Here is a 25,605-nt window from a genome sequence, read left to right on the forward strand (position 1 = left end):
ATCAATTATGCTCCTAGTCGGCCGGCAGGGGGAGTGTGTCGAGACGAGAAAACACTTCCCGCGGCGGGAGGCAATCGACTCCCGATTGCCGCGTTCATGCATCACGCCAATGTGGGTTGGCACAAAAAGAAAAGCCAACCCCGGAAGGTTGGCTTTTCAATATTGGTGGGCCCGCACGGACTTGAACCGTGGACCAAAGGATTATGAGTCCTCTGCTCTAACCAACTGAGCTACAGGCCCGAAAGCTTTAGCTGCCGTTGGTGTCGATGAAGCTGCGCAGCTTGTCGGAACGGCTCGGGTGGCGGAGCTTGCGCAGCGCCTTGGCTTCTATTTGGCGGATGCGCTCGCGGGTGACGTCGAATTGCTTGCCGACTTCTTCCAGCGTGTGATCGGTGTTCATTTCGATGCCAAAGCGCATGCGCAGGACCTTGGCTTCCCTTGTCGTCAGCGTGTCGAGGATTTCCTTGGTGACGCCACGCAGGCTGGAATACATCGCCGCGTCCGCCGGCAGCAGGGTGGACTGGTCTTCGATGAAGTCGCCGAGGTGCGAGTCGTCGTCGTCGCCGATCGGGGTTTCCATGGAGATCGGTTCCTTGGAAATCTTCATGATTTTGCGGATCTTGTCTTCCGGCATGTCCATCTTCTTGGCCAGCGTTGCAGGATCGGGTTCGGCACCCGTTTCCTGCAGGATCTGGCGGCTGATCCGGTTCATCTTGTTGATCGTTTCGATCATGTGCACCGGGATGCGGATGGTCCGTGCCTGGTCGGCGATGGAGCGGGTGATGGCCTGACGGATCCACCACGTGGCGTAGGTCGAGAACTTGTAGCCGCGACGGTATTCGAACTTGTCCACCGCCTTCATCAGGCCGATGTTGCCTTCCTGGATCAGGTCGAGGAATTGCAGGCCGCGGTTGGTGTATTTCTTGGCGATCGAGATGACCAGGCGCAGGTTGGCTTCGGTCATTTCGCGCTTGGCGCGACGAGCCTTGGCTTCGCCGGTGGACATCTGCTTGTTGATTTCCTTCAGTTCCTTCAGCGAGATGCCGATGCGATCCTGCAGGGCGAGCAGTTTTTTCTGTTGTTCCTTGATGTCCGGCGCGCTGCGGGTCAGGATGGCGACGTAGGTCTTCGGTGCGGCAGCGATTTGGGCGTCGGCCCATTCGAGATTGACTTCATTGCCCGGGAAGGACTGGATGAACTGCTGGCGGGGAATCTTGACGCGATCGACGCAGATCTGCTGGATCTTGCGCTCCGAGCGGCGAATCTGTTCGACCATGCCGCGCACGCTATCGCACAGCTTTTCGATCGAGCGCGAGGTGAAGCGGATGTTCATCAGCTCGTCGGACACCTGCTGCTGCATCTTCAGATAGGTCTTGTCCTGCGAACCCTTGCTCGACAATGCCTTTTGCATCTTGCTGTGCAGTTCCCGGATGATCGCAAAGCGCTCCAGCGCATCGACCTTGAGTTGCAGCAGGGAGGCCGAAACGGCACCGGCCGCGGCGCTTTCGCTGTCTTCGTCGTCGGCATCCTCGTCTTCTTCGGCGGCAGCTTCTTCATGCACTTCGGCAACCGGCTCGGCGACAACCGCGTTCGGGTCGATCAGGCCGTCGACCAGTTCATCGATGCGCATTTCCTCGGCTTCGACCTTGGTCGCCATTTCGAGGATGTCGTCGATCGTCGTCGGGCAGGCGGAAATGGCCTGCACCATGTGCTTCAGGCCTTCTTCGATGCGTTTGGCGATTTCGATTTCGCCTTCGCGGGTCAGCAGTTCGACCGAGCCCATTTCACGCATGTACATGCGGACCGGGTCGGTGGTCCGGCCAAATTCTGAATCGACGGAGGAGAGCGCCTGTTCGGCTTGCTCTTCGGCTTCTTCATCGTCCGTCGCGGCGGCAGCGGTATCGGACATCAGCAGGTCTTCGGCAGCCGGGGCTTCGTCGAAGACCTTGATGCTCATGTCGCTGAAGGTCGAAATGATCGCTTCGATACTTTCCGCATCGACGACGTCGTCGGGCAGGTGATCGTTGATTTCGGCGTAAGTGAGAAAACCGCGTTCCTTGCCAAGCTTGATCAGCGCCTTGAGGCGCATTTTGCGCGCCTCGGCGTCGAGCGGCTCCGGGGTTTCTGCCATTGCACCATCGAGCAGCGCCTTTTCGGCAGCTTTTTCCTTGGCTTTGCTGATGCGAGCCTTCGGGGCTTCCTTAGCGGTGTCTTTTGCCTTAGCCATGAACGCGATCCATTAAAATCTAGAAAACCATAAATTATACCACAACTTAGCTACGATTTTGCTTCCCCGAGAGGAGCTGGATGTAGGTCTGTTTTTCTGCCGCACTCAGGCCGGCGACGCCAAATTGCTGGGCTTTTGCCTGCAGTTCGGCGAAGGCGCGTTTCTGGCCGCCTTCCTGGAGTTTCTCCAGGGTGTCGCGAAATTCCTCTTCGGCTTCCGCTTCGTCAAAATGCTGGCCGAGAAGTTCCGCTGCCGCGTTTTCGATCATCTGCTCTTCCGGTAGTCCGCGCAGTTGTTCGCGCAGGCCGGCGTAGCTGCTGGTTTCGCCGTTGGCGCTGACCAGTTGATGCAGGCGAAGCAGCGGGGCGCGTTCCGGGGTGTCGGGCAGCAGGTCGATGGGGAGTTTGCCGGCTAGTTGCGGCATGTGCAGCACGATGCGCAGCAGGTTGCGGGTCAGCGATGGCGCAGTGCGCCGCGATTTGGGCGGGGCCGCTGGGGTGAAGGACTTCAGTTCGCAGAGGCGCTCGACTTCGCTCTGGGCGAAGCCGCTGGCCTCGGCCAGGCGCTTGACCAGTTGTAGGCGTAGCAGCGGCGTCGGTAGCTTGAGGAGCAGAGGCTTGGCTTCGTAGATCAGCTGCGCCTTGCCTTCCGAGCTGGTCAGGTCGCAGCGCTGGGCGAGTTCGCGCAGCAGAAAGTCGGAGAGGGGCATGGCCTGCAGCACCAGGCGGTCGAACTCGGCCTTGCCGTTAGTGCGAATGTAGCTGTCCGGATCTTCGTCCTGGGGCAGAAAGACGAAGCCGAGGCGCTTGTTGTCGGCCAGTGCTTCCAGCGAGTTTTCCAGGGCGCGCCAGGCTGCCTTGCGGCCGGCGTTGTCGCCGTCGAAACAGAAGACCACGCGGTCGACCTGACGGAGCAGCTTGTTGACATGGGTTGCCGTGGTCGCCGTGCCGAGCGTCGCGACGGCATTGCCGACGCCGTTCTGGGCCAGCGCGATAACGTCCATGTAGCCTTCGGTGACGATCGCCGTATCGGTTTCGCGTAGCGCCTGCCGGGCTTGCGGCAGGCCGAACAGTTCGCGGCCCTTTTCAAACAGCGGGGTTTCCGGCGAGTTCAGATATTTCGGTTCGCCCTGGTCGATGATCCGGCCGCCGAAGGCGATGATGTCGCCTTTCGGGTTGATGATTGGGATCATCAGCCGGTCACGGAAGCGGTCGTAGCGGCGGCCGGCCTCGTTCTCGATGACCAGTCCGGCCAGCTTGAGTTCTTCGGCGTTGTAATCGGGGAATACGGCCTGCAGGTTCTGCCAGCCGTCCGGTGCGTAGCCCATGCCGAAGCGGCCGGCGATTTCGCCGCTCAGGCCGCGTTTCTTGCAATATTCGACGGCGCGCGGCGAGGCCTTGAGCTGATCCTTGTAGTACTGCGCGGCGCGGGCCATGATGTCGATCAGCGTGCGCGTCTGGCCGGGCTTTTCGTCCTTGAAGCTGCGCCCTTCGCTTTCCGGCACTTGCATGCCGGCGCGACTGGCCAGTTCCTTGACGGCATCGATAAAGCCGACGCCCTGATACTCCATCACGAAGCCGATGGCCGTGCCGTGGGCGCCGCAGCCGAAGCAGTGATAGAACTGCTTGGTCGGGCTGACCGTGAAGGACGGTGATTTTTCGTTGTGGAAGGGGCAGCAGGCGGCATAGTTGGCGCCGGCCTTTTTCAGCGGGACGTAAGCATCGACCAGGTCGACGATGTCGACCCGGGCGAGCAAATCCTGGATGAACGAATCCGGGATCATCGATGTTTAGCCAGCCAGTGCCGCCTTGACCAGTTTCGACACTTCCGCCATGTCGGCCTTGCCGGCCAGGCGGGGCTTCAGGATGGCCATCAACTTGCCCATGTCGGCCGGTCCCTTGGCGCCAGATTCGGTAACGGCCGCCGCAACCGCAGCAGCGGTCTCGTCGGCGCTCATCTTTTCCGGCAGGTAGGCGGCGAGGATGTCGATTTCGAACTTCTCGGCATCGGCCAGATCCTGGCGACCGGCAGTTTCGTACTGGGTAACGCTGTCCTTGCGCTGCTTGGTCAGTTTTTCGATGATGGCGACGACGGCCGCGTCATCGAGTTCGACGCGCTCGTCGACTTCCTTTTGCTTGAGGGCGGCGAGCAGCAGGCGAATGGCCGACAGCTTGCTTGCTTCCTTGGCCTTCATGGCCGTTTTCATGTCTTCGGTGATGCGTGCTTTGAGGCTCATGGTCTTCTTTTTCAGAAAAATCGCCGGAAAAAAGATAAAGCCGCCGGCTTTTAAAGGCGGGCGGCTCTTTTTTGCTGCGAAATGTACTTGATTAGTACATCTTCGGCGGCAGGGTCAGGCTACGGAGGCGCTTGTGTTGACGTTTAACGGCAGCAGCAGCCTTGCGCTTGCGCTCGGCGGTGGGCTTTTCGTAAAACTCACGGGCGCGCAGCTCGGTCAGGAGACCCGTCTTTTCGACAGTACGCTTGAAGCGGCGAATGGCAACTTCAAACGGCTCGTTTTCCTTGACTCGAATGTTCGGCATGTAAATCACCCCCTTCCGTTAGGCGCCTGCCAGGTCAAGTAAAACGGCAGTGCGCGCAAAAATTGTGTCCGCATGATCGCGGAAAGCCGAACAGTATATTGCAAAAAACCTTTTTGCTCCAAGTGTTAAAATCCGCGCCCATGTTGATCCTCGGTGTTGAATCCTCCTGCGACGAAACCGGCATCGCGCTCTACGACAGCGCCGCCGGCCTGTTGTCGCATGCCTTGCACTCGCAGGTGGCGATGCATGCCGAGTACGGCGGGGTAGTGCCGGAGCTGGCATCGCGCGACCATATTCGCCGTGTCGTGCCGCTGCTGCGCGAGGCTTTGAGCGGTGCCGGGCGCTGCCTGGCCGACGTCGATGCCGTTGCCTACACGCGCGGTCCGGGGCTGGCCGGCGCCTTGCTGGTCGGTTGTGCCTTTGCCGAAGCGCTGGCCCTGGCCCTCGACAAGCCGACCATCCCGGTGCATCACCTCGAAGGCCATCTGCTTTCGCCGCTGTTGTCGAGCAATCCGCCGAGCTTTCCGTTCATTGCGCTGCTCGTTTCCGGTGGGCATACGCAGTTGATGCGGGTGACCGGCGTCGGCGAATACGAACTGCTTGGTGAGACCCTTGACGATGCGGCCGGTGAAGCCTTTGACAAGAGCGCCAAGCTGCTCGGTTTGCCTTATCCCGGCGGCGCACTGTTGTCGAAACTGGCCGAACAGGGGCAATCGGGCATTCATCAATTGCCGCGGCCAATGCTGCATTCCGGCGACCTGAATTTCAGTTTTTCCGGCCTGAAGACCGCGGTGCTGACGCTGGTTCGGGAACAGGCGGAGCTGACCGACGAGTTCAAGGCCAACGCGGCCCGCGCCTTTCAGGAGGCGATCGTCGAAGTGCTGGTCAAGAAGTCGCTGAAAGCGATCAAGCAGACCGGCCTCAAACAATTGGTCGTGGCCGGCGGCGTTGGGGCCAATAAACAACTGCGGGCGACCCTTGATGACGAGGCGAAGCGCAAGCGCTTTCGGGTCTATTACCCGGAACTGGAATTCTGTACCGACAACGGCGCGATGATCGCGCTGGCCGGTGCCTTGCGCTTGCAGGCCGGTGCGCTGCCGAAAGTCGCCGGCGATTTTGCGGTGCAGCCACGCTGGCCGCTGATGGATATTTCGACGCGCCGCTAATCGGGCCATCGAACAGCAAAAAGGCCAGCCGTTGCCGGCTGGCCTTGGTATCTGAGGATCAGACGCTTCCGTCGCCGGCTGTTCAGGCCGGCGCTGAGGTGCGAATCAGGTGGTCGAAGGCGCTCAGCGAGGCCTTGGCGCCTTCGCCCATGGCGATGATGATCTGCTTGTACGGCACCGTGGTGCAGTCGCCGGCGGCGAAGACGCCGGCTACCGAGGTCTGGCCCTTGGCATCGATTTCGATTTCGCCGCGATTCGACAGGTTGACCGTACCTTTCAGCCAGTCGGTGTTGGGCAGCAGGCCGATCTGCACGAAGATCCCTTCGAGATCGATGCGCTTGACCTCGTCGGTGTTGCGATCCTTGTAGAGCAGGCCATCGACTTTTTCGCCATTGCCGCTGACTTCGGTGGTCAGGGCCTTGGTGATGATCGTGACGTTCGGCAGGCTGGCCAGCTTGCGCTGCAGCACGGCATCGGCCCGCAACTGGCTGTCGAATTCGATCAGCGTGACATGACCGACAATGCCGGCCAGGTCGATCGCTGCTTCGACCCCCGAGTTGCCGCCGCCGATCACGGCGACGCGCTTGCCCTTGAACAGCGGACCGTCACAGTGCGGACAGTAGGCGACACCCTTGCCGCGATACTGCTGCTCGCCCGGCACGTTCATTTCGCGCCAGCGGGCGCCGGTTGCCAGGATCACCGACTTGCTCTTCACCGTCGCGCCGTTCTCCAGTTGCACTTCGATCAGGTCGCCCGGAATCAGCTTGGCAGCGCGCTGCAGGTTCATGATATCTACGTCGTAATCCTTGACGTGCTCTTCCAGACCCATGACCAACTTCGGACCATCGGTCGCCTTGACCGAGATGAAGTTCTCGATGGCCAGCGTATCCATCACCTGGCCGCCGAAGCGCTCGGCCAGCAGACCGGTACGGATACCCTTGCGGGCTGCGTAGATGGCGGCCGAGGCGCCGGCCGGGCCGCCGCCAATGACCAGGACGTCGAAGACCTGGCGGGCATTGATTTTCTCGGCGTCACGGGCGGCTGCGCCGGTGTCCACTTTGGCGATGATTTCCTCGATGCTCATCCGTCCGGCGCCGAACTCCTCGCCATTCAGGAAGACGGTCGGCACGGCCATGATCTGGCGGCGTTCGACTTCGCCCTGGAACATCCCGCCGTCGATCATCGTGCTGGTCACGCCGGGGTTGAGCACAGCCATCAGATTCAGGGCCTGCACAACGTCCGGGCAGTTATGGCAGGACAGTGAAATGAAGGTCTCGAACTTGAAGTTGCCGGGCAGGGCCTTGATCTGGGCGATAACCTCGGCATCGACCTTGGGTGGGTGGCCGCCAGTTTGCAGCAGGGCGAGGATCAGTGAGGTAAATTCATGGCCCATCGGGATGCCGGCAAAATGAATGCGCGGCGCCTGGCCGGGTTGGGCGATGGCGAACGAGGGGCGCAAATTGGCCGTGCCGTCCTCACGCAGGCTGACCTTGGCGGAGAGTTCGGCGATGTCGACCAGCAGGCCGCGCATTTCCTCGGCCTTGGCGCTATCGTCAAATGAGGCAATCAGTTCGATCGGTTGTTGCAGCTTTTCGAGATAAGCCTTGAGTTGCGTCTTGATGTTTGCGTCGAGCATGATGTTTCCTCAGGTTTTTTAGTCGCTAGACACTGGTTGCTAGTCACTGGCCGGCTTGCGCCAGCAACTAACAACCAGGAGCTAATAACTGAGAGCTAACTATTACTTAGATCTTGCCGACCAGGTCCAGTGACGGAGCCAGGGTCTTTTCGCCTTCTTTCCACTTGGCCGGGCATACTTCACCCGGGTGGGAGGCGGTGTACTGGGCAGCCTTCAGCTTGCGCAGGGTTTCCGAGACGTCGCGGGCAATCTCGTTGGAGTGGATTTCGACAGTCTTGATCACGCCGTCCGGGTTGATCACGAAGGTGCCGCGCAGGGCCAGGCCTTCTGCGTCGATATGCACGTCAAAAGCGTGGGTCAGTTGGTGCGTCGGGTCGCCGACCAGCGGGAACTGAGCCTTGCTGACGGCCGGGGAGGTTTCGTGCCAGACCTTGTGCGAGAAATGCGTGTCGGTGGTAACGATGTAAACCTCGGCGCCGGCTTTCTGGAATTCGGCGTAGTTGTTGGCGGCATCTTCGATTTCAGTCGGGCAATTGAAAGTGAAGGCGGCCGGCATGAAGATCACGACGGACCACTTGCCCTTCAGGTCGGCTTCGGTGACTTCGATGAACTTGCCGTTGTGGAAAGCCTGGGCCTTGAACGGTTGAACCTGGGTATTGATGAGCGACATGGGGTTTTCTCCTGGTGGGTAAAAATTGAACACAGAGCAATATTAGGGGGCGGCAATCAATTGAGCTAATTGATTGCCTAAATAAACAATATAGCGATTGCCTATCTGTTCCAGTGGCGCGATTTGGTCGGTGGTCAGCGCTTAGTCCAAAAGAACTAATACCTCGCCATCATTGGAACTAGCGTGATTCTGTCAGCAGTATCCAGTTGATTCAAATCAAATGCTGATCTATTCAGGATCCGGAACATTGCCGGCGAAGCAGTTATCGACAGTAAGTGTCCCAGGAGGATTAGGCCGGATGAACATATCCAGTGCCATTTTGTACATTGCGCCAGAAAGCCTCGAAGAGGCATGTGTGGCGTTGCTCCAGATGCCGGGTGTGGAAATTCATGCCAGGAGTCCTGAGGGGAAGGTCGTCGTTACTCTGGAGGATGACGATACCAATTCGGCTGCGGACAGTTACGTGGCCTTGCATGGTGTTGCCGGCGTCGTATCGGTAGCCATGGTCTATCAATACAGCGACGACGAATCAAAAGATACCGAGGAGGTAGAGGCGTGAAGCTCAATCGACGGGATTTCATCAAAGCCAATGCAGCAGCGGCGGCGATTTCTGCGGCAGGTTTGTCCGCACCGGGTGCAGCTGTGGCCCAAGGCAAGGACGAGATTCGCTGGGACAAGGCAGCTTGTCGCTTTTGCGGCACCGGTTGCGGTGTTCTGGTCGGCACTCAGGATGGGCGCGTCGTCGCCACTCAGGGGGATCCCGATGCACCGGTCAATCGTGGCCTGAACTGCATCAAGGGCTATTTCCTGTCCAAGATCATGTATGGCGCCGACCGTCTGAAGACGCCACTGCTCCGCATGAAGGACGGCAAGTACGACAAGAACGGCGAGTTTACGCCGATCTCCTGGACCAAGGCCTTTGACATCATGGAAGAAAAGGCCAAGGCCACCATGAAGGCCAAGGGGCCGAATGGTCTGGCCATGTTCGGTTCCGGCCAATGGACCATCTGGGAAGGCTATGCTGCCGCCAAGTTGATGAAGGCCGGCTTCCGCACCAACAATCTTGACCCCAATGCACGCCACTGCATGGCCTCGGCCGTTGCCGGCTTCATGCGTACCTTCGGTATCGATGAGCCGATGGGCTGCTATGACGACATCGAGCATGCCGACGCCTTCGTGCTGTGGGGCTCGAACATGGCCGAGATGCACCCGATTCTGTGGACCCGCATCACCGACCGCAAGCTCTCGAACAAGGGCGTCAAGGTCGCTGTGCTATCGACCTTCGAGCATCGTTCCTACGAGCTGGCCGATATCCCGATGATCTTCACGCCGCAGACGGATCTGGCGATCCTCAATTACATCGCCAATTACATCATCCAGAACGGCAAGGTCAATCAGGCGTTTGTCGACAAGAACGTCAATTTCAAGAAGAGCGCCACCGATATCGGCTATGGCCTGCGTCCGACACACGCTCTGGAAAAGAATGCGACGAGCAACGGTTATCCTGGCGCTGATGGCAAGCCGAAGGGCGATACCGGCAAGTCCGATCCGATCACCTTCGACGAATTCAAGAAATTTGTTTCCGAATACACCGTCGAAAAAGTCTCCAAACTGTCCGGTGTGGCCGAGAAGGATCTCAAGGCGCTGGCCGAGTTGTATGCCGATCCCAAGGTCAAGGTTGTTTCCTTCTGGACCATGGGTTTCAACCAGCACACCCGGGGCACCTGGGCGAATAACCTCTGCTACAACATCCACCTGCTGACCGGAAAGATATCCGAGCCCGGCAACAGCCCGTTCTCGCTGACCGGCCAGCCTTCCGCTTGCGGCACGGCACGCGAAGTCGGCACCTTCTCGCATCGCCTGCCGGCCGACATGGTCGTCACCAACCCGGAACATCGCAAGCATACGGAAGAGCTGTGGGGCCTGCCGGAAGGCACGATTCCCGACAAGGTTGGCTACCACGCCGTGGCCATGGCGCGCGCCCTGAAGGACGGCAAGGTCAATTTCTACTGGCAGCAGTGCAACAACAACATGCAGGCCGGTCCGAATATCAATGAAGAACTCTATCCGGGCTGGCGCAAGCCGGAGAACTTCATCGTCGTGTCCGATCCGTATCCGACGGTATCGGCCATGGCCGCCGACCTTATCCTGCCGACCGCCATGTGGGTCGAAAAGGAAGGCGCTTACGGCAATGCCGAGCGGCGTACCCAGTTCTGGCGTCAGCAGGTCAAGGCGCCGGGCGAGTCTCGCTCCGATCTGTGGCAACTGATGGAATTCTCCAAACGCTTCAAGGTCGAGGAAGTCTGGCCGGCCGAATTGGTCGCCAAGGCGCCGAAGCTCAAGGGCAAGACGCTGTTTGATGTGCTCTACGCCAATGGCGTGGTGAACAAGTACAAGCTGAATGAAACAGCTGCCGGCTTCGATAATGAAGATTCCAAATTGCTGGGCTTCTATATTCAGAAGGGCTTGTTCGAAGAATATGCGGCATTCGGTCGCGGTCACGGTCACGATCTGGCGCCGTTCGACAGCTATCACCAGGCCCGTGGCTTACGCTGGCCGGTAGTTGGCGGCAAGGAAACGCTGTGGCGCTTCCGGGAAGGTTATGACCCGTACGTCAAGAAGGGTGAGGGCGTGAAGTTCTACGGCCACAAGGACGGCAAGGCGGTCATCTTCGCGTTGCCCTACCAGCCGCCCGCCGAGTCGCCGGACAAGGAGTTCGACATGTGGCTGTCGACCGGTCGTGTCCTTGAGCACTGGCATACCGGTACGATGACCCGGCGTGTTCCGGAGCTCTACAAGGCCTTCCCTGATGCGGTCGTCTTCATGCACCCGGATGACGCCAAGGCGCGTGGTTTGCAACGCGGCATGGAGGTCAAGGTGGCATCGCGGCGCGGTGAAATTCAGCTGCGTGTCGAGACGCGTGGCCGTAACAAGCCGCCGCGCGGTCTGGTCTTCATCCCCTTCTTTGACGCCGGCCGTCTGGTTAACAAACTGACGCTGGATGCGACTTGCCCGATTTCGAAGGAAACGGACTACAAGAAGTGTGCAGTCAAGGTGACCAAGGTCTGACGCGGTCGATAACAAAAATGAGCGACAAAGCGGCCGGCGGCACTGCCCCGGCCGTTCATCGGAGGTAATAAAATGAGATTGATCACTGCACTGGCCTTGGCCGCAGGCATGCTCCTGGGAGGAGTTGGCGGCGTCGGCGCGCAGGAACTGGTGAATGAAATCGGTCATGTGTCGATCGAGGGGAATTCGAAGGTCGATATGTTCCGCCCGGAGAAAGACAAGGAGAGCATTCCGCGCAATTTCCAGAAACAGCCGCCGCTGATCCCGCACAGCATCAAGGGCTACAACATCACGCAGAACTTCAACAAGTGCATGGACTGCCACTCGAAAGAGCGCGCCGACGAAACCGGGGCGACCAAGGTTGCCAAGTCGCACTATCTTGACCGGGAAGACAAAAAGCTGAGCAATATTTCTCCCCGTCGCTACTTCTGCATGCAATGTCACGTACCGCAGTTCGACGCCAAGCCTCTGGTCGAAAACACTTATAAGCCAGCTGCCAAAAAGGGGGAATGATGAGTCTCGAAAAATATATGCCCGCCTGGGTCAAGCGGATTGGCTTGGTGACTGCGCTGTTGATTTTCGTCGCCGGTATTGTCTTCTGGGGCGGTTTCAACTGGGCGCTGGAGGCAACCAACAAGGAGGCTTTCTGTATTTCCTGTCACGAGATGGAAGAAAACGTTTTCAAGGAATACCAGAACACCATCCACTACACCAACCGGACCGGGGTGCGCGCCACTTGTCCGGATTGTCACGTGCCCAAGGAATGGGGCCCGAAGATGATCCGCAAGATGCAGGCCTCGAACGAAGTGCTGCACAAGATTCTGGGCAGCGTCGATACGCCGGAGAAATTCAACAAGAAGCGTCACGAACTGGCGCAGCATGAATGGGATCGCATGAAGGCCAGCGATTCCCGCGAATGCCGCAACTGCCATCGTTTCGACTACATGGATTACACCGAGCAGGGCAATCGTGCTGCCCGTATGCATCCGAAGGCCTTTGACGAGGGCAAAACCTGTATCGACTGCCACAAGGGCATCGCTCACCAGTTGCCGGCGATTGACCAGCATATCGGCACGCAAAACGAGGGGGCTGTGGCCATTTCGCACGGCGAGAAGCCGGCCGAGGCTGTCGAGGCTGCCGAGAAAAAATAGTTGTTGCGGCATTCAGGCATCAAGACAACCCCGGCCAACGACCGGGGTTGTCGTTTTTGAAAGCCTCATCCGCGCGGGCAGTGGTAAAGATGCAAAACTTCTTGAACGGTGCGTGAATAAAGGCTTTTGGCATCAACACATATTCAATCAGGTATGCTACTTTTAGCCTGCTGCCGTTCTGACGGCCAGTTTTCTTAAACAAACACAGGTAACAGGAGTCACTTAGATGAATAAATCCGAGCTGGTCGAAGTTGCTGCAAAAGAAGCTGGTATTACCAAGGCTGCTGCCGATAAGGCGTTGTCAGCTATTATCGGTGCGGTCGTCCAGACTGTATCCAAGGGGGAATCTGTTACTCTCGTCGGTTTCGGTACGTTCAAGTCAGCGCAGCGCGCAGCGCGCACCGGCAAGAATCCCAAAACCGGCGCTACGCTCAAGATCCCGGCAACCACGGTGCCGAAATTTACCGCCGGTACTGCTTTCAAGGCTGCCGTTGCCCCCAAGAAGCCCGCTGCCAAGAAGAAATAATCTGGCATTACCCAATGCGGGGCCCGTCATGAATGGGCTCCGCTTTTTTGATTTGCGATGACTAATTCGAATCCCGAAAACCTGCCTGAAGATCCGCCCGTTGTGGCGCCGCCGCCCAACGATAATCGCCGTCGCTTGCGAGAGCTTCTGTCGATTCCGGAGCGTGACCGCTCCGATGAACAGTGGGATGAAATCATCGAGCTGGAAATCCAGCTTGCTCCCGGCAACCGCATCTCCGGAAACGAACCCAGTGCCAATGTCGGACGTGGTCCGATGTCCCAGGGAAAACCTGGTGGTGGCGGTGGGCCGCAGCAGAAAAAACACCGGCCGCGCACGAACAACAACAATAACAACCGTCGCCCGCGTCAGAACAAGCCGCCTTCTGGCGGTACGCCCGCCTGAGCGTTTTGCCTCGTTTCGTTGACGCGGCATAATTGCCGTCATGCAGCAATTTGATCTGATCATTGTCGGCGGCGGTCTGGCTGGCGCCAGTCTGGCGCTTGCGCTGCGCGACTCGCGCCTACGCATCGCGCTGGTGGAAACTCAAGCACCGCACCCGCCGGCGAACTGGGATGCGCGCATCTATGCGATCAGCCCGGCCAACGTTTCCTTTCTCGAAGCGATCGGCGCCTGGAAGCATCTGGACATGACGCGCGTTACCCCGATTCGGGCAATGCGGGTGCATGGCGATGGCGGTGGAAGAATCGATTTTTCGGCGTTCGAGACCGGTGTTTCCGAACTGGGCTGGATACTCGAGTCGTCGCTAATGGCCTGCGAATTCTGGGAAAGCGCCAAACGCCAGGCCAACCTCGCGCTCTTCTGTCCGGCCAAGCCGGCCCAACTGGAGTTGCGTCAGGATGCCGCCGTGCTCTCGTTGAGCGATGGTGCGGTGCTTTCCGGAAAGTTGCTGGTCGGAGCCGATGGGCGCGATTCCTGGGTGCGCCAGGCGGCCGGATTAGCTGCGGTCAATACGCCCTATGGCGAAAAAGGTCTGGTCGCCAACTTTGCGACGGAAAAGCCGCATCGCAATATTGCTTATCAATGGTTTCGTGACGACGGCGTGCTGGCTTATTTGCCTTTGCCCGGGAACCGTATCTCGATCGTCTGGTCGACACGGGATGAACACGCTGACGACCTCTGTGCGCTGTTACCGGAGCAGTTGTGCGATCGAGTTGCCGAGGCTGGCGAGCATGTCCTTGGTGGGCTCGAATTGCTGACGCCGGCCGTTGCCTTTCCCTTGCGCTTGATGCGTGTCCCGCAGACGGTGGCGCCCCGCCTCGCGCTGGTTGGCGATGCGGCGCACGGTATTCATCCGCTCTCCGGTCATGGCATCAACCTCGGCTTCCAGGATGTGAGTGAGTTGGCGAAGCTGTTGTCCAATGCACAACCGTGGTTCGATATCGGTCAGGAGCGTTTCCTGCAACGTTATCAGCGCGCCCGGCGTGAAGAAACTGTCCTGATGCAGTCGGCAACCGACGGTTTGCACCGGCTGTTTCGCGACTCGTCGCCCGGCTTGGGGCCGTTGCGTAATCTCGGGTTGAACCTGACCAATCGCCTGCCTTTTGTAAAAAATTCCCTGGTGCGTTACGCATTGGGTGCCTTCTAGGAGATTTGCATGTTGAAAAAGCTGTTGCCGCTCGTCCTGATGCTGGCCTTTGCTTCACAGGCTGTGGCGGATGAAGCGGACATCAAGAAGGCGATGGAGGCCAAGCTCGGCACCAAGATCGAAAGCGTCACCAAGTCGGGATATCTCGGGCTTTACGAAGTGTATGCTGACGGAAATATTCTTTATACCGACGAGAAGATGACGGCTTTCATCGCTGGCGGTCAGTTGATCGAAGGCAAGTCGATGAAAAACGTCACCGAGGAGCGCATGCGCAAGCTGACGGCCATCCGCTTTGGCGATCTGCCGTTTGAGCGTGCCATCAAGCAGGTGCGCGGCGATGGCAAGCGGGTGCTGGCGACCTTCGAGGATCCGAACTGCGGTTACTGCAAGCGGCTGGCCAAGGATCTCCAGAAGCTGGATAACGTCACGATATACACCTTCCTGTTGCCGATCCTGTCTGAAGATTCGATTCGCAAGTCGAAGCAGATCTGGTGTTCGGCTGATCGCGCCAAGACCTGGAATGACTGGATGCTTGATGGCAAGGCACCGGCCGGCCGGGACGATTGCGATACCTCGGCGGTCAGTAAAAATCAGGAATTCGGTCGCAAGTTGAGTATTTCCGGAACGCCAACCATGTTCTTCGGCGATGGCGAACGCGTGCCGGGCGCAATGCCGCTGGCGCGTATCGAGCAGAGGCTCAGCCAAGTCAAGTAGCGCCGGCTCTTTGATTCAATGCACAAGAGGCAGCTTCGGCTGCCTCTTGTGCATCTGCCTGGCGAGGCGCCGTGCCGCGCCTGAGCCCTGCTGCAGGGCGCGTCGGGGCGATGCCAAAACGGTCTGATTTGACCGTGTTTTTACCACGACGGCATTGTCGGCGAAGGTCTTTCTTCGCTCCCGTGGAACTCCTTATAAGTCACTTTAAGTGTTGAGTTTCGGCCTTTGATTTTTAAAGGAAAAATTTGACATTCGTCGTCGACAAAAGCGTTCCTAAGTCATTGTTGCAAAAGAAAAAAATACAAATTTCGCTATTGACTGTGGGGGGTTCATGTTCTAAAGTGGGAAAACGTGTCGAAATGTGGGTAAACGGGGAGCGAAGCGGAAGATGTTCGAAGGGGCTACAGCACTCAGTCTGGATGCGAAGGGGCGGCTTGCCATACCGGCAAGACACCGCGAGCCCCTGCTCGCCGCCGCCGAGGGCTCGCTCGTCCTGACGGCGCACCCGCATCGCTGTCTGCTGCTCTATCCTTCGCCGGCCTGGCAGCCGATCCGCGATCAGATTCTCAAGGCGTCCAGCCTGGATACTCGTGCAGCCTCGATCAAGCGCGTCCTGGTTGGTAACGCGCGTACCGAGGAACTCGATTCGGCCGGGCGCATTCTCGTTGCGCCGGAACTTCGCGACTACGCCAATCTCGAAAAGACGGTCTATCTGGTCGGTATGGGGTCGCATTTCGAAATCTGGAGCGAGGCTGGCTGGAAGCAGCAGAACGATCTGGCTGCGGAGGCGCTGTCCGGCGACCTGCCGCCGGGCTTCGGAGATTTGGTGCTGTGACCGCGGGTGGCACCCACGTCACGGTGCTGCTCGACGAGGCGGTTCAGTCCCTGGCGATCAAGCCGGAGGGTGTCTATATGGACGCCACCTTCGGGCGCGGCGGGCATAGCCGGCGGATTCTTGCCGCGCTGAATGAGCGCGGCCGGCTGGTCGCCGTCGACCGCGACCCCTCGGCCATTGCGGCTGGGGCAATAATCAATGATTCCCGTTTTCAGCTGGTCCATCGCGCCTTTGGCGAAATCGCCGAAGCGGCGCGCGAGGCCGGTGTGCAGGACGTGGATGGAATCCTTTTTGATGTAGGGGTGTCGTCGCCGCAAATCGACGATGGGGGGCGCGGTTTCAGCTTCCGCCACGATGCACCGCTCGACATGCGTATGGATACGACGCAGGGCGAGACGGCGGCCGAGTGGCTGGCGCGGGCCGAAATAAGGGACATAACGGAGGTTATTAGAAATTATGGCGAAGAACGGTTTGCTTTCCAGATTGCAAAGAAGGTTGTGGCTGCTCGGCTCGAACAGCCTATTGTCACAACAGCTCAGTTCGCGGCCATCGTACGCGCGACCGTGCGCACCCGTGAGCCAGGGCAGGACCCGGCGACGCGCAGCTTTCAAGCTTTACGGATTCATATCAATCAAGAGCTCCGCCAGCTGGAAGTAGCCTTGCCGCAAGCGCTTGACTTGTTGAAACCGGGTGGTCGCCTGGTGGTGATTTCCTTCCATTCGCTGGAGGATCGCATCGTCAAGAATTTCATGCGCGCCCAGTCGTCGGCCGATGATCTGCCGAAAGGCCTGCCTTTGCGGGCCGACCAGTTGCCGCAACCGAAATTGCGCCTGATCGGCAAAATGATCAAGCCGTCGGCAGCGGAAATCGCGGCCAATCCGCGCGCCCGGAGCGCCGTGATGCGGGTGGCCGAAAAACTGTAATGGTCCGTTTCAACATGATCCTTCTCCTGATCGTCGTCGTTTGCGCACTGGGTGTTGTCACCTCCCAGCATCGCGCGCGCAAGCTGTTTCAGGATCTGGAGAGCGAGCAGGAGCGGGCGCGTCAGCTCGATGTCGAGTATGGCCAGCTGCAGCTGGAGATGTCGACCTGGGCGACGCATCCGCGGGTCGAAAAAATCGCCCGTGACCGTCTGCACATGGTTTCGCCCGATGCGCTGAGTGCGAAGCGCCCGCCGGCCGCCGCCAAAGGAGGTGCCTGATGGGTGTCCGGCGGCGTCCCCAGCGCGGGCATCGGTTTACCGAAAGCCCGGTGCTGCAACTGGCGTTGCAGGGCTGGCGTTCGCGTACCGTCGGCTTGCTGCTGATGGGCGCTTTCCTGGCGCTGGTGGCGCGCGGTTTCTATTTGCAGGTAATCAACAACGACTTTCTGCAGGAGAAGGGTGATTCGCGCTACCGCCGCGATATCGAGGTTTCCGCTTCACGCGGCAAGATCACCGACCGCAACGGCGACATGCTGGCGGTGTCGACGCCGATGAAGTCGATCTGGGCGATCCCTGGCGACGCCCGGGCGATGCCGGGGCAGCAGAAGCAGCAACTGGCCGCGCTGCTCGAGATGACCGTCAAGGAGCTCGATGGCAAGCTGGTCTCGGACAAGACCTTCGTCTTCGTCAAGCGCCAGGTGCCGCCGGAAACGGCCGATCGCATTGCCGCGCTGAAGCTGCCGGGTGTCCATCAGGAAAAGGAATACCGCCGTTATTACCCGACCGGTGACATGACGGCGCATGTCGTCGGGTTTACCGGCGTTGACGACAAGGGCCTGGAGGGCGTCGAACTGGCTTTCCAGAACAGTCTGCTCGGCCACTCGGGGAGCCGCAGCGTGATCAAGGACCGCCGCGGCCAGATTGTCGAGGACGTCGGTGCGCTGAAGCCGCCGATGGATGGCAAGGATGTCCGGCTGGCCCTCGACTCGAAGATTCAATACCTGGCCTACAGCCAGCTCAAGGCGGCGGTCGAGACCAACAATGCCAAGGCCGGCGGCGCCATCGTCATCGATGCGCGGACCGGCGAGATACTGGCGCTGGCCAACTGGCCGACCTATAACCCGAACAACCGCCAGCGCCTGTCCGGCGCCCAGCTGCGCAACCGGGCCATCACCGATACCTTCGAGCCGGGGTCGGTGATGAAGCCGTTTACCGCCGCGTTGGCGCTCGAAAAAGGCAAGGTTCGCTTCGACACCGTGATCAACACCGCGCCGGGCCGCCTGACCATTGGCTCGGCGACCATTTCCGATTCCCATGCGCATGGTCTGCTGACCGTCGCCCAGATAATCCAGAAATCTTCCAACGTCGGCACGGCGAAGATCGCCCTCGGTTTTTCGCCGCAGGAATTGTGGGAGATGTTCGATGGCGTCGGTTTCGGCCAGGCGCCCAATCTCGGCTTTCCGGGCGAGGTCGTTGGTCGTTTGCGGCCGTGGAAAAGCTGGCGGCCGATCGAGCAGGCCACGATGTCCTATGGTCATGGCATTTCGGTCAGTCTGGTTCAGTTGGCTCGGGCCTATACCGTTTTTGCCCGTGACGGCGAGTTGATTCCCTTGTCGCTGATTCGCCTGGAAGATACGCCGGTGCGCGGCGTCCGTGTTTTTTCGCCGCAGACCACCCGTGAAATCAGGGCCATGCTGGAAATGGCCGTGCAACCGGAAGGGACCGCGCCGAAGGCCCGGGTCGCGGGCTATCGTGTCGGTGGCAAGACCGGTACGGCCTACAAGGTCGAAGGCGGTGTCTATGCTAGAAAATACGTCGCCTCGTTTGTCGGCATCGCGCCGATCGGCGACCCGCGCCTGATTGTCGCGGTGATGATCGACGAGCCTTCCGCTGGCGGCCACTTTGGTGGCGATGTCGCTGGCCCGGCATTTTCGTCGATCGCTGGCGGCGCCTTGCGGACCATGGGCGTGCCGCCCGATGCGCCGGTCCAGGTGGCCGAGGCCAATCTCGGAAAGGGAGCGCTGTGACTACGCCGCGCGAAATCCTGCAGCGTCTGGAAGCCATCGGCATCGTGCCGAGCGGGGTTGCCGACGACAGTCGCCAGGTCCTGCCGGGTGATCTCTTTCTCGCTTATCCCGGCGATCTGGCCGACGGCCGGCGCTATATCTGCGATGCCCTGGCGCGCGGTGCGGTGGCCGTGGCCTGGCAAGCGGGTGGTGATTTTGCATGGGATCCGGCGTGGGCCGTTGCCAATCTGCCGGTTGCTGCCTTGCGCTCGCTGGCCGGGCCGCTCGCCCATGCCGTCTATGGCTATCCGAGCGAAGGCCTGTCGTTGATCGCGATCACCGGCACCAACGGTAAGACGACGATCAGTCAATGCATCGCCAAGGTCTACCCGAAGCCTTGTGCCGTTATTGGCACGCTCGGCGCCGGTTTTCCCGATGCCCAGGTCGATACCGGCTTCACCACCCCGGAAGCGACCACCTTAATGCGCTATCTGGCGCAATTCCGCAGCGCTGAGGCTGCCGCCTGCGCCCTGGAAGCCAGTTCGATCGGCATTCAGGAAGGGCGGCTGAATGGCGCCCGGGTCGACGTTGCGGTGTTTACCAATATCACCCGCGATCATCTCGATTACCACCGGACAATGGATGCCTATGCCGCGGCCAAGGCGCGCCTGTTCAGCTGGCCGCGCCTGCGGACGGCGATCATCAATCTGGACGACGAATTCGGTCTGCAGCTGATTCGCGAGACGACGGCGATGCGCGTGCTGGGCTACGCCATTGGCGAACCGCGCCGCGACTTCCCGGCGCTGGTGCGGGCCGAGAATCTGGTCGATACGCCCTTTGGCCAGCGCTTCACGCTGATCCTGCCGAACGGTCGGGGCACGGTCGATACCGGTCTGGTCGGCCGTTACAACATTTCGAATCTGCTGGCTGTCGCTGCCGTCTTGCACGATGCCGGCATGGCCGTGGCCGATGTGGTCCGTCGCCTGTCCGAACTGACGCCGCCGCCCGGGCGGATGGAGCGGGTGGGGGGCAATGGCGAGCCCCTGGTCGTGGTCGACTACTCGCATACGCCGGATGCACTAGAAAATGCCCTGATTGCCTTGCGCGATGTCGTGACGTCGCGCGGCGGCCATCTGAGCCTCGTCTTCGGCTGTGGCGGCGATCGTGACAAGGGCAAGCGGCCACTGATGGGCGGTATCGCCGAGCAACGGGCCGACCGGGCGCTGGTGACCAGCGACAACCCGCGCAGCGAAATGCCGCAAGCCATCATCGACGACATTCTGGCCGGCATGCACCATGGCGAAGTCGAAATCGACCGGGCGACGGCGATTCGTCGCGCCATTCTTGAAGCCGACGAGCGCGATGTCATCCTGCTGGCGGGCAAGGGGCACGAGTCCTATCAGGAAATTGCCGGCATTCGTACCCCGTTTTCCGACCTTGAGCAGGCACAGGCTGCGCTGAGCTTGCGTCGTACCGATAACAATAAGGAGATCGCCGAATGAACTGGCTACTCTCGCAAGTTGCCCACGCCGTCGACGGGCGTCTGGTTGGTCCCGACGTGGCGTTGAACGGTGTTTCCACCGATACCCGGGCGATTGGCCCCGGGCAGTTGTTCATCGCCCTGAACGGTGACAACTTCGATGCCCATGATTTTCTCACCCAGGCCGTGGCCAGTGGCGCCACCGCGCTGCTCGTCGCCGATGCGGCGAAGTTGCCGGCCGATGTGCCGGCCGTCGTCGTCGCCGATACCCGCCTCGCACTCGGTCGCCTGGCCGCTGCCTGGCGCGCCAGCTTCGTGCTGCCGGTGATCGCCGTGACCGGCTCGAATGGCAAGACGACGACCAAGGAAATGATCGCCGCCATCCTCGCCGCCGCCTTCGGCGATGCCGTGCTGGCGACGCGCGGCAACTTCAACAACGATATCGGTCTGCCGCTCACGCTGCTCGGCCTGAATGCCTCGCACCGCGCCGCGGTGATCGAGATGGGCATGAACCATCCCGGCGAAATCGCCTACCTGGCCCCGATCGGCGCTCCGACCGTGGCGCTGGTAACCAATGCCCAACGGGCCCACCTCGAAGGGATGGGCGACCTCGACGAAGTGGCGCGGGAAAAAGGCAGCCTGTTCGCCGGCCTGCAGCCAAACGGTATCGCTCTGGTCAATGCCGATGATTGCTACGCCGGACTGTGGCGCGAGATGGCCGGCGCGCATAAGGTCCGCAGCTTCGCCATCGACCATGCCGCCGACGTGCATGCCACCGTGCATCAGCACGGGCTGGAATTGGCGCTCGAACTGACGGCCCCGGAAGGTGAGGCCGCGCTGCATCTGCGTATTCCCGGTCGGCACAACGCCCGCAATGCGGTTGCCGCAGCGGCCGCCTGTCTTGCTGCCGGTGTTCCGATGGCCGCCGTGGTCGCCGGGCTGGAGGCCTTTTCCGGCATCAAGGGCCGGCTGCAGCGGCGGGCCGGCCACAACGGCGCCGAGATTCTCGACGACACCTATAACGCCAATCCGGATTCGGTGCGTGCCGGTATCGACGTGCTGGCCTCGACCATCGGCCGCAAGCTGCTGGTCCTCGGCGACATGGGCGAAATCGGCGAAGCCAGCGGCCAGTATCACGATGAGATCGGCGGCTATGCCAAGAGCCAGGGCATCGACCGCCTGTATGCGCTGGGTGAGGCGGCGCAGCAAGCGGTGCGCAATTTTGGCGACGGGGCCCGGCACTACTGCAGTATCGAAAAGCTGATTGCCGCGGTGGACAAGGACTTGGGGCCGGAAACCACGGTGCTGGTCAAAGGCTCGCGCTTCATGAAAATGGAACGGGTGGCCGATGCGCTGGCCGCGTCCTCCGCCACTGACGCGACTGCCGCCACCGTGCCGCTGACCAAGCCAGCCGGGGAGAACCACTGATGCTGCTCGAACTTGCCCAATGGCTGGCCCAGGACGTACGTTTCTTCAACGTCTTCAACTACATCACGCTGCGCACCGTGCTGGCGGCGATGACCGCGCTGCTGATTTCCTTCGCGTCCGGTCCGCGCGTCATCCGCTGGCTGGCCGCCAAGAAAATCGGTCAGGCGGTTCGTACCGACGGGCCGCAGACGCACCTCGTCAAATCCGGCACGCCGACCATGGGCGGCGTCCTGATCCTGATCTCCATCGGGGTGACGACGCTGCTCTGGGCCGACCTCTCCAACAAGTATGTGTGGACGGTGCTGGTCGTCACGCTGGGCTACGGCATCGTCGGCTGGTACGACGACTGGAAGAAGGTGGTCTACCGCGACCCGAAAGGCCTGTCGGCCAAGTGGAAGTATTTCTGGCAGTCGTTGCTCGGCATCGGCGCCGCACTGTTTCTCGCCTTCTCGGCCAAGTCGGGAGCCGAAACGCAGTTGATCGTGCCCTTCTTCAAGACCATCGCCTATCCGCTCGGCATCATCGGCTTCATCACGCTGACCTATTTCGTCATCGTCGGCACCAGCAACGCGGTGAATCTGACTGACGGCCTGGATGGCCTGGCCATCATGCCGACCGTGATGATCGCGTCGGCTTTCGTGCTTTTTGCCTACGTCACCGGCCACGCCGTCTATGCCAAGTATCTGCTGATCCCCTACGTGCCGGGTGCCGGCGAGCTGTGCATCCTGCTCGGCGCGATCGCCGGGGCCGGTCTTGGTTTCTTGTGGTTCAACGCCTATCCGGCCGAAGTCTTCATGGGCGACGTCGGTGCGCTGGCCCTCGGCGCGGCGCTCGGCACCGTCGCCGTGATCATCCGCCAGGAAATCGTGCTGCTGATCATGGGTGGTGTCTTCGTCGTCGAAACGCTGTCGGTAATGTTGCAGGTCGGCTATTTCAAATACACCAAGAAACGTTTCGGCGAGGGCCGGCGCATCCTGCGCATGGCGCCGCTGCACCACCATTTTGAACAAACCGGCTGGAAGGAGACGCAGGTCGTCGTCCGCTTCTGGATCATCACCATCATGCTCGTGCTGGTCGGGCTGTCCTCGTTGAAGCTGCGCTAATGGAACTCAGGGGCAAACGCGTTGCGGTAATCGGACTCGGCGAGTCCGGACTGGCGATGGCCAAATGGCTGCATCGCCAGGGCGCGTTCGTCCGGGTTGCCGATTCGCGCGCCACTCCCCCCAACCTTGATGCGCTGGCGAAGGTTGCCCCACAGGCTGAAGTGATCGCCGGGCCGTTTGCCGCCGCCACCTTTGCCGGCCTCGACTTCGTTGCGCTGTCACCCGGCGTGCCGAAAGCGACGCCGGAGATCGCTGCGCTCGATCTGCCGATCATTTCGGAAATCGAGCTGTTCGCCGCCGGCGTCCGCGCGCAGGTGCCGACCTCGCAGATCATCGCCATCACCGGCAGTAACGGCAAGACCACCACCACGGCGCTGACCGCGCACCTGCTGAACGGCGCCGGCGTGCCGGCCATCGCCTGCGGCAATATCTCGCCGTCGGCCCTCGACGCGCTGATGGATGCCCAGGATGCCGGCCAGCTGCCGGCCGTCTGGGTGGTTGAACTGTCCAGCTTCCAGCTCGAAACGACACACCATTTGAACGCTGCGGCGGCCACCGTGCTCAACGTCACCGAGGATCACCTCGACCGCTACGACGGCAGCCTGGCCAATTACGCGGCGGCCAAGTCGCGCGTCTTCCAGGGGCGGGGCGTCATGGTCCTCAATCGCGACGACGACTGGTCGATGGCCAATGGCCTGTGCGGCCGCAAGATCGTCACCTTCGGCCTGAACGCCGCGCCGCGTAGCGCCGATTATGGTCTGGCCAGCGGCATGATCTGCCGGGGCAAGGCGGCTATTGTCGGGGTTGATGAGCTGAAGCTGACGGGCTTGCACAATGCCGCCAACGCCATGGCGGCGCTGGCACTGTGCGAAGCGGTCGGGGTCGCCGTCGACCGTCTGGTCGAGCCGCTGAAAACATTTTCCGGTCTGCCGCACCGGGTCGAAACGGTAGCCGAGATCGGCGGCGTGCTCTACGTCGACGATTCCAAGGGCACCAATGTCGGCGCCACGCTGGCCGCCATCGAAGGCATGGGCCGCAAGGTGGCCATCGTGCTCGGCGGCGACGGCAAGGGCCAGGATTTCTCGCCGCTCAAGCCGGCCCTGGAAAAACATGGCCGGGCGGTGGCGCTGATCGGTCGCGATGCGGCCGCCATCGGCATGGCCCTCGAAGGCAGCGGCGTGCCGACCCGCATTCTCGGCGACATGGCTGCCGCCGTGCGCTGGCTGGCCGAACACGCCGAGGCCGGCGATTGCGTGCTGCTCTCGCCGGCTTGCGCCAGCCTCGATATGTACCGCAATTACGCCCATCGCGCCGAAGCCTTCATCGCGGCGGTCAAAGAGTTGCCATCATGCTGATCGGCGCCCTCGACTCGCCGCGCCGCCAGGTGGCCGAAATCGACTACGCGCTGTTGTGGAGCGTGTTGATCCTGTTGTTCACCGGTCTGGTGATGGTCTATTCGGCATCCATCGCGATTGCCGAAGGCGGGCGCTTTACCAACCACCAGCCGGCCTATTACCTGGTGCGTCACGGCATTTTCCTGTGCATCGGCTTGGTCGCCGCCGCGGTGGCTTTCCAGGTGCCGCTGGCGCTGTGGCAGAAATCGGCGCCGTATCTGTTCATGGCCGGCGTCGTCCTGCTCGCCATCGTGCTGATTCCCGGCATCGGCCGGGATGTGAACGGCGCCCGCCGCTGGCTGCCGCTCGGCTTTGCCAACCTGCAGCCGTCCGAACTGATGAAGCTGTTCGCCGTGCTCTACGCCGCCGACTACACGGTGCGCAAAATCAACGTGATGCACGACCTGAAGCAGGCCTTCCTGCCGATGTTCGGTGCCATGGCCATCGTCGGCATGCTGCTCCTGAAGGAACCGGACTTCGGCGCCTTCGTCGTCATCATCTCGATCGCCATGGGTATCCTCTTCCTCGGCGGCCTGAAGGCGCGTTTGTTCGCCCTGCTGATCTTCGGCCTGCTGATCGCCTTTGCGGTGATGATCATCGTCTCGCCTTACCGGCGCGACCGGGTGTTCGGCTTCATGGACCCGTGGGCCGACGCCTTCGGCCGCGGCTACCAGTTGTCGCATTCGCTGATCGCCTTCGGGCGCGGCGAATTGTTCGGCGTCGGGCTCGGCGCCAGCGTCGAGAAACTGTTCTACCTGCCGGAAGCGCATACCGATTTCCTGCTCGCGGTGATCGCCGAGGAACTCGGCTTCTTCGGTGTGCTGGCGGTAATCGCCCTGTTCGCGCTGCTCGTCCAGCGCGCCTTTGCCATCGGCCGGCGCTGCGTCCAGCTCGATCGCCTCTACCCGGCGCTGGTCGCCATGGGCATGGGTATCTGGTTCGGCGTGCAGTCCTTCATCAACATGGGCGTCAACATGGGCCTGCTGCCGACCAAGGGCCTGACCCTGCCGCTGATGAGTTTCGGCGGTTCGGGGGTGCTGGCGAACTGCGTCGCCCTGGCCATACTTTTGCGTGTCGATTGGGAAAATCGCCAATTGATGCGCGGAGCCAAGCTATGACGAAGCCTGGTATG

24 protein-coding genes and 1 tRNA gene are annotated in these 25,605 nt (G+C 60.8%); 18 read left to right on the forward strand and 7 right to left on the reverse strand.

Annotated elements, in window-relative coordinates:
- Positions 1 to 163: 163 nt before the first annotated feature.
- From KI611_RS03315 to rpsU, 5 genes are all read right to left on the reverse strand, one after another.
- Positions 164 to 240, reverse strand: a tRNA-Ile gene (locus tag KI611_RS03315).
- 7 nt (positions 241 to 247) lie between these two features.
- The gene (gene rpoD / locus KI611_RS03320; RefSeq protein WP_226418410.1) at positions 248 to 2,227 is read right to left on the reverse strand and encodes an RNA polymerase sigma factor RpoD; all 1,980 of its coding nucleotides are present in this window, start codon (positions 2,225 to 2,227) and stop codon (positions 248 to 250) included.
- Between the two features lie 46 nt (positions 2,228 to 2,273).
- Entirely contained in the window at positions 2,274 to 4,010 is a 1,737-nt protein-coding gene (gene dnaG, locus KI611_RS03325; RefSeq protein WP_226418411.1) for a DNA primase, read from the reverse strand.
- Positions 4,011 to 4,016: 6 nt separating this feature from the next.
- Positions 4,017 to 4,463 carry a GatB/YqeY domain-containing protein gene (locus KI611_RS03330; RefSeq protein ID WP_226418412.1) on the reverse strand — a complete coding sequence of 149 codons (447 nt, stop codon included), beginning with the start codon at positions 4,461 to 4,463 and terminating at the stop codon, positions 4,017 to 4,019.
- Positions 4,464 to 4,554: 91 nt separating this feature from the next.
- The gene (gene rpsU / locus KI611_RS03335) at positions 4,555 to 4,767 is read right to left on the reverse strand and encodes a 30S ribosomal protein S21 (protein WP_226419868.1); all 213 of its coding nucleotides are present in this window, start codon (positions 4,765 to 4,767) and stop codon (positions 4,555 to 4,557) included.
- A gap of 140 nt (positions 4,768 to 4,907) precedes the next feature.
- On the opposite strand from rpsU, the gene tsaD reads away from it, so the two are divergent.
- Positions 4,908 to 5,933: a tRNA (adenosine(37)-N6)-threonylcarbamoyltransferase complex transferase subunit TsaD gene (gene tsaD / locus KI611_RS03340; RefSeq protein ID WP_226418413.1), complete on the forward strand. Its 1,026-nt coding sequence runs from the start codon at positions 4,908 to 4,910 to the stop codon at positions 5,931 to 5,933.
- A gap of 82 nt (positions 5,934 to 6,015) precedes the next feature.
- On the opposite strand, the gene ahpF is transcribed toward tsaD, so the two are convergent.
- Both ahpF and ahpC read right to left on the reverse strand, forming a co-directional pair.
- Positions 6,016 to 7,569 carry an alkyl hydroperoxide reductase subunit F gene (gene ahpF / locus KI611_RS03345; RefSeq protein WP_226418414.1) on the reverse strand — a complete coding sequence of 518 codons (1,554 nt, stop codon included), beginning with the start codon at positions 7,567 to 7,569 and terminating at the stop codon, positions 6,016 to 6,018.
- 106 nt (positions 7,570 to 7,675) lie between these two features.
- A complete protein-coding gene (gene ahpC, locus KI611_RS03350; RefSeq protein WP_226418415.1) occupies positions 7,676 to 8,239 on the reverse strand; it encodes an alkyl hydroperoxide reductase subunit C in 564 nt (187 codons plus the stop codon).
- A 298-nt stretch (positions 8,240 to 8,537) separates the two neighbouring features.
- On the opposite strand from ahpC, the gene KI611_RS03355 reads away from it, so the two are divergent.
- From KI611_RS03355 to ftsW, 17 genes are all read left to right on the forward strand, one after another.
- A complete protein-coding gene (locus KI611_RS03355; protein WP_226418416.1) occupies positions 8,538 to 8,798 on the forward strand; it encodes a chaperone NapD in 261 nt (86 codons plus the stop codon).
- Positions 8,795 to 11,308, forward strand: a complete 2,514-nt coding sequence (gene napA / locus KI611_RS03360; RefSeq protein ID WP_226418417.1) for a nitrate reductase catalytic subunit NapA — start codon at positions 8,795 to 8,797, stop codon at positions 11,306 to 11,308. Before KI611_RS03355 ends, napA begins: the two co-directional genes overlap by 4 nt.
- A 72-nt stretch (positions 11,309 to 11,380) precedes the next feature.
- Positions 11,381 to 11,821, forward strand: coding sequence for a nitrate reductase cytochrome c-type subunit (locus KI611_RS03365; protein ID WP_226418418.1), 441 nt, complete (start codon positions 11,381 to 11,383; stop codon positions 11,819 to 11,821).
- Positions 11,821 to 12,459 carry a NapC/NirT family cytochrome c gene (locus tag KI611_RS03370; protein WP_226418419.1) on the forward strand — a complete coding sequence of 213 codons (639 nt, stop codon included), beginning with the start codon at positions 11,821 to 11,823 and terminating at the stop codon, positions 12,457 to 12,459. Before KI611_RS03365 ends, KI611_RS03370 begins: the two co-directional genes overlap by 1 nt.
- 226 nt (positions 12,460 to 12,685) lie before the next feature.
- A complete protein-coding gene (locus KI611_RS03375; RefSeq protein ID WP_226418420.1) occupies positions 12,686 to 12,985 on the forward strand; it encodes an HU family DNA-binding protein in 300 nt (99 codons plus the stop codon).
- 57 nt (positions 12,986 to 13,042) lie between these two features.
- Complete coding sequence (locus KI611_RS03380; RefSeq protein ID WP_226418421.1) at positions 13,043 to 13,387, forward strand: hypothetical protein; 345 nt, start codon at positions 13,043 to 13,045, stop codon at positions 13,385 to 13,387.
- Positions 13,388 to 13,427: 40 nt separating this feature from the next.
- Positions 13,428 to 14,591, forward strand: coding sequence for a UbiH/UbiF family hydroxylase (locus KI611_RS03385; RefSeq protein WP_226418422.1), 1,164 nt, complete (start codon positions 13,428 to 13,430; stop codon positions 14,589 to 14,591).
- Positions 14,592 to 14,600: 9 nt separating this feature from the next.
- Positions 14,601 to 15,305: a DsbC family protein gene (locus tag KI611_RS03390; protein WP_226418423.1), complete on the forward strand. Its 705-nt coding sequence runs from the start codon at positions 14,601 to 14,603 to the stop codon at positions 15,303 to 15,305.
- Positions 15,306 to 15,693: 388 nt separating this feature from the next.
- On the forward strand, positions 15,694 to 16,140 hold the full coding sequence (gene mraZ / locus KI611_RS03395) for a division/cell wall cluster transcriptional repressor MraZ (protein WP_226418424.1): 447 nt from the start codon (positions 15,694 to 15,696) through the stop codon (positions 16,138 to 16,140).
- The gene (gene rsmH, locus KI611_RS03400; protein WP_226418425.1) at positions 16,137 to 17,063 is read left to right on the forward strand and encodes a 16S rRNA (cytosine(1402)-N(4))-methyltransferase RsmH; all 927 of its coding nucleotides are present in this window, start codon (positions 16,137 to 16,139) and stop codon (positions 17,061 to 17,063) included. The genes mraZ and rsmH overlap by 4 nt, the downstream gene beginning before the upstream one ends.
- Positions 17,063 to 17,341 carry a cell division protein FtsL gene (gene ftsL, locus KI611_RS03405; RefSeq protein ID WP_226418426.1) on the forward strand — a complete coding sequence of 93 codons (279 nt, stop codon included), beginning with the start codon at positions 17,063 to 17,065 and terminating at the stop codon, positions 17,339 to 17,341. The genes rsmH and ftsL overlap by 1 nt, the downstream gene beginning before the upstream one ends.
- Positions 17,341 to 19,089: a peptidoglycan D,D-transpeptidase FtsI family protein gene (locus tag KI611_RS03410; protein WP_226418427.1), complete on the forward strand. Its 1,749-nt coding sequence runs from the start codon at positions 17,341 to 17,343 to the stop codon at positions 19,087 to 19,089. The genes ftsL and KI611_RS03410 overlap by 1 nt, the downstream gene beginning before the upstream one ends.
- The gene (locus tag KI611_RS03415; protein ID WP_226418428.1) at positions 19,086 to 20,570 is read left to right on the forward strand and encodes a UDP-N-acetylmuramoyl-L-alanyl-D-glutamate--2,6-diaminopimelate ligase; all 1,485 of its coding nucleotides are present in this window, start codon (positions 19,086 to 19,088) and stop codon (positions 20,568 to 20,570) included. Before KI611_RS03410 ends, KI611_RS03415 begins: the two co-directional genes overlap by 4 nt.
- Positions 20,567 to 21,976, forward strand: a complete 1,410-nt coding sequence (locus KI611_RS03420; RefSeq protein WP_226418429.1) for a UDP-N-acetylmuramoyl-tripeptide--D-alanyl-D-alanine ligase — start codon at positions 20,567 to 20,569, stop codon at positions 21,974 to 21,976. Before KI611_RS03415 ends, KI611_RS03420 begins: the two co-directional genes overlap by 4 nt.
- Positions 21,976 to 23,079 carry a phospho-N-acetylmuramoyl-pentapeptide-transferase gene (gene mraY / locus KI611_RS03425; RefSeq protein ID WP_226418430.1) on the forward strand — a complete coding sequence of 368 codons (1,104 nt, stop codon included), beginning with the start codon at positions 21,976 to 21,978 and terminating at the stop codon, positions 23,077 to 23,079. Before KI611_RS03420 ends, mraY begins: the two co-directional genes overlap by 1 nt.
- Complete coding sequence (gene murD / locus KI611_RS03430; protein WP_226418431.1) at positions 23,079 to 24,434, forward strand: UDP-N-acetylmuramoyl-L-alanine--D-glutamate ligase; 1,356 nt, start codon at positions 23,079 to 23,081, stop codon at positions 24,432 to 24,434. Before mraY ends, murD begins: the two co-directional genes overlap by 1 nt.
- Positions 24,428 to 25,591 (forward strand): putative lipid II flippase FtsW, encoded by a 1,164-nt coding sequence (gene ftsW, locus KI611_RS03435; protein WP_226418432.1) that lies wholly within the window; start codon positions 24,428 to 24,430, stop codon positions 25,589 to 25,591. Before murD ends, ftsW begins: the two co-directional genes overlap by 7 nt.
- Positions 25,592 to 25,605: the final 14 nt, after the last annotated feature.

It is taken from the genome of Dechloromonas denitrificans, assembly GCF_020510685.1.
In the GTDB taxonomy this organism is placed as follows: Bacteria; Pseudomonadota; Gammaproteobacteria; order Burkholderiales; family Rhodocyclaceae; genus Azonexus; species Azonexus denitrificans_A.

Bases quoted from the DNA above. Each gene is read 5' to 3' on its own strand.
- KI611_RS03365 (WP_226418418.1), top strand. From the start codon at position 11,381: ATGAGATTGATCACTGCACTGGCCTTGGCCGCAGGCATGCTCCTGGGA.
- ftsW (WP_226418432.1), top strand. From the start codon at position 24,428: ATGCTGATCGGCGCCCTCGACTCGCCGCGCCGCCAGGTGGCCGAAATC.
- rpsU (WP_226419868.1), bottom strand. From the start codon at position 4,767: ATGCCGAACATTCGAGTCAAGGAAAACGAGCCGTTTGAAGTTGCCATT.
- mraZ (WP_226418424.1), top strand. From the start codon at position 15,694: ATGTTCGAAGGGGCTACAGCACTCAGTCTGGATGCGAAGGGGCGGCTT.
- KI611_RS03380 (WP_226418421.1), top strand. From the start codon at position 13,043: ATGACTAATTCGAATCCCGAAAACCTGCCTGAAGATCCGCCCGTTGTG.
- dnaG (WP_226418411.1), bottom strand. From the start codon at position 4,010: ATGATCCCGGATTCGTTCATCCAGGATTTGCTCGCCCGGGTCGACATC.
- KI611_RS03385 (WP_226418422.1), top strand. From the start codon at position 13,428: ATGCAGCAATTTGATCTGATCATTGTCGGCGGCGGTCTGGCTGGCGCC.
- ftsL (WP_226418426.1), top strand. From the start codon at position 17,063: ATGGTCCGTTTCAACATGATCCTTCTCCTGATCGTCGTCGTTTGCGCA.
- KI611_RS03330 (WP_226418412.1), bottom strand. From the start codon at position 4,463: ATGAGCCTCAAAGCACGCATCACCGAAGACATGAAAACGGCCATGAAG.
- KI611_RS03355 (WP_226418416.1), top strand. From the start codon at position 8,538: ATGAACATATCCAGTGCCATTTTGTACATTGCGCCAGAAAGCCTCGAA.
- KI611_RS03410 (WP_226418427.1), top strand. From the start codon at position 17,341: ATGGGTGTCCGGCGGCGTCCCCAGCGCGGGCATCGGTTTACCGAAAGC.
- KI611_RS03370 (WP_226418419.1), top strand. From the start codon at position 11,821: ATGAGTCTCGAAAAATATATGCCCGCCTGGGTCAAGCGGATTGGCTTG.
- tsaD (WP_226418413.1), top strand. From the start codon at position 4,908: ATGTTGATCCTCGGTGTTGAATCCTCCTGCGACGAAACCGGCATCGCG.
- KI611_RS03390 (WP_226418423.1), top strand. From the start codon at position 14,601: ATGTTGAAAAAGCTGTTGCCGCTCGTCCTGATGCTGGCCTTTGCTTCA.
- rpoD (WP_226418410.1), bottom strand. From the start codon at position 2,227: ATGGCTAAGGCAAAAGACACCGCTAAGGAAGCCCCGAAGGCTCGCATC.
- ahpC (WP_226418415.1), bottom strand. From the start codon at position 8,239: ATGTCGCTCATCAATACCCAGGTTCAACCGTTCAAGGCCCAGGCTTTC.
- murD (WP_226418431.1), top strand. From the start codon at position 23,079: ATGGAACTCAGGGGCAAACGCGTTGCGGTAATCGGACTCGGCGAGTCC.
- mraY (WP_226418430.1), top strand. From the start codon at position 21,976: ATGCTGCTCGAACTTGCCCAATGGCTGGCCCAGGACGTACGTTTCTTC.
- KI611_RS03420 (WP_226418429.1), top strand. From the start codon at position 20,567: ATGAACTGGCTACTCTCGCAAGTTGCCCACGCCGTCGACGGGCGTCTG.
- KI611_RS03375 (WP_226418420.1), top strand. From the start codon at position 12,686: ATGAATAAATCCGAGCTGGTCGAAGTTGCTGCAAAAGAAGCTGGTATT.
- ahpF (WP_226418414.1), bottom strand. From the start codon at position 7,569: ATGCTCGACGCAAACATCAAGACGCAACTCAAGGCTTATCTCGAAAAG.